General features: G+C 31.4%; 7 protein-coding genes. All 7 read left to right on the plus strand.

The features are described 5' to 3' along the window. The coding region (locus Q0409_RS04780; protein WP_298535649.1) for an asparagine synthase-related protein at nucleotides 1-1683 on the plus strand (1683 nt) is incomplete at its 5' end. Nucleotides 1684-1727: 44 nt separating this feature from the next. Beyond that, entirely contained in the window at nucleotides 1728-2732 is a 1005-nt protein-coding gene (locus Q0409_RS04785) for an acyltransferase family protein (RefSeq protein WP_298535651.1), read from the plus strand. A 165-nt stretch (nucleotides 2733-2897) separates the two neighbouring features. Next, the gene (gene gatC / locus Q0409_RS04790; RefSeq protein ID WP_298535652.1) at nucleotides 2898-3113 is read left to right on the plus strand and encodes an Asp-tRNA(Asn) amidotransferase subunit GatC; all 216 of its coding nucleotides are present in this window, start codon (nucleotides 2898-2900) and stop codon (nucleotides 3111-3113) included. 66 nt (nucleotides 3114-3179) lie between these two features. Then, a complete protein-coding gene (locus tag Q0409_RS04795) occupies nucleotides 3180-3665 on the plus strand; it encodes an amino acid-binding protein (protein ID WP_298535655.1) in 486 nt (161 codons plus the stop codon). Nucleotides 3666-3676: 11 nt separating this feature from the next. Then, nucleotides 3677-4693, plus strand: a complete 1017-nt coding sequence (locus Q0409_RS04800) for a homoserine dehydrogenase (RefSeq protein ID WP_298535657.1) — start codon at nucleotides 3677-3679, stop codon at nucleotides 4691-4693. A 175-nt stretch (nucleotides 4694-4868) separates the two neighbouring features. Next, the gene (locus Q0409_RS04805) at nucleotides 4869-6080 is read left to right on the plus strand and encodes a cofactor-independent phosphoglycerate mutase (protein WP_298535659.1); all 1212 of its coding nucleotides are present in this window, start codon (nucleotides 4869-4871) and stop codon (nucleotides 6078-6080) included. Nucleotides 6081-6284: 204 nt separating this feature from the next. Further along, on the plus strand, nucleotides 6285-6815 hold a 531-nt coding region (locus Q0409_RS04810), incomplete at its 3' end, for a hypothetical protein (RefSeq protein WP_298535661.1).

A 6815-nucleotide genomic window follows, 5' to 3' on the forward strand; every position in this document is an offset into this window, starting at 1 on the left:
AAAAAGAATGGTTTTATGGCTCAAACTGTTGCTGGAATGATAATGCCTATTATGGGAAATATAAGTAATATTACTACAGCAATTACAACTGTAGTTGCTGGTATTTTTTGTATAAATGGAAAAATTAGTTTAGGTACAATTACAATATTTTCGAAATTTTCAAAAGAATATTCAAGGCCGATTACAGAAATTTCAAATCAGTTTAATGTTATTCAATCTGGAATTGCTGGAGCTGAAAGAATTTTTAATCTTATTGATGAAAACAATGAGATATGTGATAATTTGGAATACAATAAACAGCCAATTATACTGAATAATCTTGTTTTAGTCTTCAATGGAGAGATATATAATTTCAATAAGCTTGAAGAATTCCTAAAAGAAAATGATGAAAATTACTCCAAGCCTAAAAGCGATAGCCAATTATTGGCTAATTTAATCAATTATTATTACAATTCAAATGATGAAAATCTGTTGGAATCAGTTAAATCAGTGATTAATGAATTGGACGCTGACTATTCATTTGCAGTTTATGATAAGAAACATGATAATTTAGCAATATCTAGAGATCCAATTGGAGTGAAGCCATTATTCTATGGAATGGATGAAGAAAAAGACTTTAAAGTCTTTGCATCAGAGAAAAAAGCTCTTTGGAAAGCTGGAATAGCTGATGGAAATATTCATGATTTGACACCGGGATGTATATTGTACAACTGGAAAACAGTTGATTTAGAAGATAATTTGATTAAAAAACTGATTAATACTGATTTTAAGGAAATAAAAAGCAATTATAATGAATATAAGGATTTTCTTGAAACAAAAGATTCATATGAAGTTTATAAAGAACTCTTGAGAGATGATTTATACTCTGCAGTTGAAAAGAGAGTGAATAACATTTCCAATATTGGATTGATATTTTCAGGTGGTGTAGATAGTACCATTTTAGCTGTTTTACTAAAGCAAATAGCTGAAAAGAGGAATAATGAAGATAATTCCATTCCACTTAATATCAAGTTATATTCTGTAGGTGTTGAAAACTCACAAGACATTAGATTCAGTAAGGAAATAGCTGAAGAATTGGATCTTCCTATAAAAACAATTATTATTGATGAAACTACTGTAAAGGAATCAATCAAACCTGTTTTAACCGCTATTGAAGATGATAATGTAATGAAGTTAGGAGTTGGAATGACAATTTATCTTGCTGCAAAGGCAATGAAAGAGGATAATGTCAAGGTTGCGCTATCTGGTCAGGGAGCAGATGAGCTCTTCGGAGGCTATAATCGCTATCTTAAGCATTTTGAGGAAAACAGTCTATTTGATGCCTATTTTGCCCTTGATGAGGAAATCTATCATGATATTGCAAACATGTACCATGTGAATCTTGAGCGTGATGATGCAGTGTCAATGGCTAATGGAGTTGAACTAAGAGTTCCGTTCTTGGATATGGATATAATCGATTTGTCATTGGATATTCCAGGAATATATAAAATAAAAGATAATGAGGATATCTTGAGAAAGCATATATTAAGAGATGTGGCTAAATCCATTGGCGTTCCTGATTATATAGCAGATAGGCCTAAAAAGGCAGCTCAATACGGTTCTGGAATCAATAAAATCTTGAAAAAGAAAGTTTTAAGATCATTTGACATTGAGGAATTCATTGAAAATCTAAAGAAAAATTAATTTTTTTACTTATCAGATGCTAATTTTGTATATTATGTGATTTTATGAATGCAAACAATACTAACAAAAGAATTAATAGATTTGATAATCTAAGAGGATTGGCAATATTTTTAGTTGTTTTGGGACATATGGCTTTTTCTACAAAGTTTTTAAGCATAAATTATTTACATAGCTACATCTTTATCTTTCATTTAGCCATATTGTTTTTTGTTGCAGGTTATTTTTCTAAAATTGACTTGAATCAACCCATTAAAATATTCAAGCGCATATTGGTTCCCTATATATTATTCACAATTATTTATTGGATAATTTATATTCCATTTGGAAAGCCGAGTGAGGCTATTTTTATCTATCCAACTTATGCATTATGGTTTTTGTTGTCATTGTTCTTTATGAAAATGGCATTGCCAATACTTGATAAATTAAGATATCCAATTTTATTTACCTTCATATTGGCATTGTTGTTTGGATTTATAAAATATACTGGTGATATCTTAAGTTTATCAAGAACATTTTGTTTTTTACCCGTATTTTTAACAGGTTTTTACTTTAATGAATACAAGGCAAGACTTAGGGAAAACTACAGCAATATAAGTTCAGCATTGGAAAATAGTAAAGTCATATTCCTTTCAGTGCTTATTGCCTTTTTGGCATCCTTTTCAGTGGCATATTTCATTCCTGGAAGCATCATTATGATGAAATTTCCATATGATGGTTCATATCTAATCAATATTGCTGTAAGGGCTTTAATAATAGTTTTAGGCATAGCTATCACATTGATCATAAATCGGTTTATGACTGACAAGGAATGTTTCCTGACTAAATGGGGAAGGAATTCCATGGCAATTTATATCTTGCACATATTTTTCATTGTCTTAGTGAAAAAGTTCACTGAATCTTTCTTTTATAGCCAAAGTGAGATAGTTGCACTTTTAATTACATTTATCTTAAGTTTCCTGATTGTAATTTTCTTATCACAGGATTGGATAAGCAAATGCTTTAACAGGACAATGGAATTCTTTGCAAATTTAATTTTAAAAGATGCTTAAAATAGAAATTGCTTAAATTCATTTATTATAAAAGTATATTAATATTAATAAACATATATTAAATTAATATAAATTTAACTTATATTCTAAAATTATAAAATAGGCAAATTAAGCCTTTATAATTAAAATAACCAATTTTTAAATAAAATTTCAAGGAGAATTTAAATGGCAATTGAAAAAGATGCAGAAAAGATCTTAGAAGAATTTTCAAAAACCTTAGATAAAGTTCCTGAATTGGAAGGAACCTATTACATTACTGATAACCTTAACTTAAACCGTGAAGATGAATCCGAACAAAACGATTCAACTAAAATTGTCAGAAATGCAAGAACTGACAAAGACGGCAATGTAGTTGTGAAAAAGGCAGAATGGACTGGTTAATTAGGACATTAAGATTAAAATAAATCTAATTAAATTAATTGTAATAAACTAAAAGGGGATTATATTATGAGAATGAATTTAATTCTTGAAATATTGGATATTCCGGGACAATTGGTTTCTATCTTAAATCCAATAGGAGAACTTGGAGCAAATGTAGTTACAATTGTTCACAAAAGGGAAATCAAGGCAGAAGAAGGTAAAGCTGCTATTCAAATAGCTATCGAAGGTGAAAGAGAGAACTTGCAAGCTGTTATAGACAGATTCAAGGAAATGAACATACCTCTTATTGAAGTGGATGACACTGTAAGAAAGGAAAAGTTAAGTGCAATTCTCTATGGCCACATTATCGACAGAGACTTAAGAGACACTGTAGATAAGATCAATGCTGTTGATGGCCTTGTCGTTAGTGATTTACAATTGAAATTAGATGGTGAACTTAAATCAACTGCTTTATTAACTGTTGAACTTGATTTAGGTAAAAGAGAAATAGCATATAATAAAATCATGGAAATAGCTAAGGAGAAGGACTTCTTGGTTATTGATGAGGTATAGGAGGAATTTAAATGGATGAATGTAAACTTATATTAATGGGTTTTGGAGCTGTAGGCCAAGGTGTAGCTAAGGCTATCTCCTTAAAGAAGGATATGATTAATGAGAAATACGGAATCACTTTAAAAGTTGTAGCAGCTGCTGACTCATCTACATCTGCAATATGCCAAGATGGATTGGATGAAGAATTACTCCTTAAAACCAAAGAAGAGTCTGGAAAATTAGCAAATTATCCTGAATACGGCAGTGACAAGTCAGGTATTGATGTATTGGATGCAGTGGATTATGATGTCTTGATTGAAGCAACTCCAACAAACATCAAGGATGCTGAACCTGCAAAATCATTGACCTTAAAGGCATTTGCTGATGGAAAGGATGTTGTTACCTCAAACAAAGGACATTTAGCATTATTCTATAAGGAATTGATTGAAGCTAAGGAAGCTGCAGGAGTGGACTTCAAGTTTGAAGCATCTGTTGGTGGAGCTATGCCTATCATCAACTTATGTCAAGAAACCCTTGCAAGCTGTGGAATCAGCTCAATCAAAGGTATCTTAAACGGTACCACCAATTATATCCTATCAAGAATGACCACTGAAGGAATGAGCTATGAAAATACATTGGCAGAAGCACAGCAATTAGGAATCGCTGAAACTGACCCTACACAAGATGTGGAAGGTATTGATGCAGCATGTAAAGTGGTTATTTTAGCTAATTCTGTTTTAGGCATCGATGCAACTTATGCTGATGTTGAAGTTAGAGGCATATCCGATGTATCTTTAGATGCAATCAATCTTGCTAAAGAGGAAGGTTACTATGTAAAATTGATTGGAGAAGTTTCTGAAAAACAATTGAAAGTATCTCCAAGACTTGTTAAGAAAAACAGTCCATTTGCAATCGATGGAACATTGAACTTAGCAAATGTAACTACCGATTTGGCAGATGACATAACTGTAATGGGAAAAGGAGCAGGATCTTTAGAAACCGCTTCTGCAATGCTTACAGATTTAATCAATATTATTAAGAACAAATAATTTATTGTTCTACTTTTACTTTTTTTAATAATTTTTTTAAATTTAATTTTTAAAAGTAATTAAATATTACAGATATTCTAGATAATTTTAGATTATTATAGATTATTAGATTATTTAGATTAGATACAGATTATACTTATTTGATAACATTGTTAAAAGAAAAAGGAGTTTTATAATGAAATATGTTATTGTTATTGAAGATGGTGCAAGTGATTATCCAATAGAGGAAATTGATGGAAAAACTCCTCTTAAAATAGCTGATAAACCTGTTTTAGATAAGATAGCTAGAGAAGGAAAGACTGGATTAATCCAAAATGTGCCTGAAACCTTACCCCCTGGATCTGATGTGGCTAATATGAGCATATTCGGTTACGACCCATTGGAATATTATACTGGTCGTGGACCTCTTGAAGCTGCAAGTATGGGTGTAGAGACAAAAGAAGGAGATGTTGTATTCCGTTGCAATACCATTACAGAGCGTGATGGTTTAATGGCAAGTTCAAATGCAGGACACATTTCTTCAGAAGAGGCTGCAGAGCTTATGGAAGCGTTGAATGAATACTTTAATGATAAATATCCTGATTTCAAGGGAAAATTCTATCCTGGAGTAAGCTACAGACATTTATTTGTATACAATGATAAGGAAAATGCTGAAAACTTAGCAAAACTCGATATGGTTCCTCCACATGACTTTGTTGGAGAGACTATTGAAGACAAGATTCAATTTGATTCATTTGCAGATGAAGTAAAAGCAATCATGTTAGAATCTAAAGAAGCATTAGAAAACCATCCTGTTAATCAAAAAAGGATTGAAGAAGGCAAGGAACCATGTAATATGGTTTGGTTCTGGGGTCAAGGAACTATGCCGGACATGCCAAAGATGGAAGATGTTTATGGCCTTAAAGGTGCTGTAATCACTGGTGTAGACCTGATTAAAGGTTTAGGTGTATGTTCCGGTTGCACTAATCTGGATGTTCCAGGAGCAACTGCATTCTTTGATACAGATTATAATGCAAAAGGAGAATATGCAGTAAATGCACTGAAGGACAATGATATTGTATTTGTTCACATAGAAGCTCCAGATGAAGCAGGACATGCTAAAAACTTAGAAGAAAAGGTTAAGGGAATTGAAAACATTGACAAATATATCCTCGCTCCATTGGTTGAAGCATTAGAAAACGAATACAAGGACTTTAAAATAGCAGTTCTACCTGATCATCCAACTCCAATAGATGTTGGTACACACACAAGAGATATGGTGCCTATTGCTATCTATTCATCTAAAGATGAAGCAGATGATGTAATGGTCTATGATGAAGATAGCGTTAAAGATGGTGCATTAGGTGAATTAGTAGGCTGTAATTTGCTTAAATTGTTATTAGAATAATTTTAATAATTATTCTACTTTCTTTTTTTATCTTTTTTTTATTTTTTTTAACTAATTAGAACTTTTTTAAATTTATTTTCTAGTTTTTTTTTAACTTATTTTTTAAAAAATTAAAAATATTTATATAAAACGGATTTTATAGTATTTTTATATTACAATAAAAAATTAAACTGATAATAAATAATTCATATAAAGGGGAAAACAATGTCTAGTGTAGAAGTAAATTTGGAAAAAGCAAGAGCATACAATAAGGTTAAGAAATATGCGGAATCATTAGAGCATTATGAATTGGCATTGGAAGCTGATGGAGAATTAAGCCAAGGAGATAAGGACAAATATGCTTGGGATTTATACTTTGTAAAAGTTAAGGATAATGAATTCATTGATGAAATCGAGGAGTCTGCTAAAAAGATAGTTAGTGTTGTTAGTCAAAAGGACTCATCTAAAGCAGCTAAACCATGCCCATACACTTTATCTGTAATCAGATTAATGAAAATCTATACAGAAAATGAAAAGTATTTGGATGTATTGCGTTGGGCATCTAAATTAGACCCTAAAAAATTAAGCAATCAGCAATTCAAGCCAAATGCAGAAGTGACCATGAATTCCAATAAGGAAAATTACTACCTTCAAACCACTAAAGCATTGCTTGAAATTGATAAATACGATCAAACAATCAAATATTGTCAGGATGCATTGGTTACTATGCGAAACGGCAGATACTGTTTGCCGGTA

The organism is uncultured Methanobrevibacter sp., from assembly GCF_937898925.1.
Taxonomy (GTDB): Archaea; Methanobacteriota; Methanobacteria; order Methanobacteriales; family Methanobacteriaceae; genus Methanobrevibacter.

Bases quoted from the DNA above. Each gene is read 5' to 3' on its own strand.
- Q0409_RS04785 (WP_298535651.1), top strand. From the start codon at position 1,728: ATGAATGCAAACAATACTAACAAAAGAATTAATAGATTTGATAATCTA.
- gatC (WP_298535652.1), top strand. From the start codon at position 2,898: ATGGCAATTGAAAAAGATGCAGAAAAGATCTTAGAAGAATTTTCAAAA.
- Q0409_RS04795 (WP_298535655.1), top strand. From the start codon at position 3,180: ATGAGAATGAATTTAATTCTTGAAATATTGGATATTCCGGGACAATTG.
- Q0409_RS04800 (WP_298535657.1), top strand. From the start codon at position 3,677: ATGGATGAATGTAAACTTATATTAATGGGTTTTGGAGCTGTAGGCCAA.
- Q0409_RS04805 (WP_298535659.1), top strand. From the start codon at position 4,869: ATGAAATATGTTATTGTTATTGAAGATGGTGCAAGTGATTATCCAATA.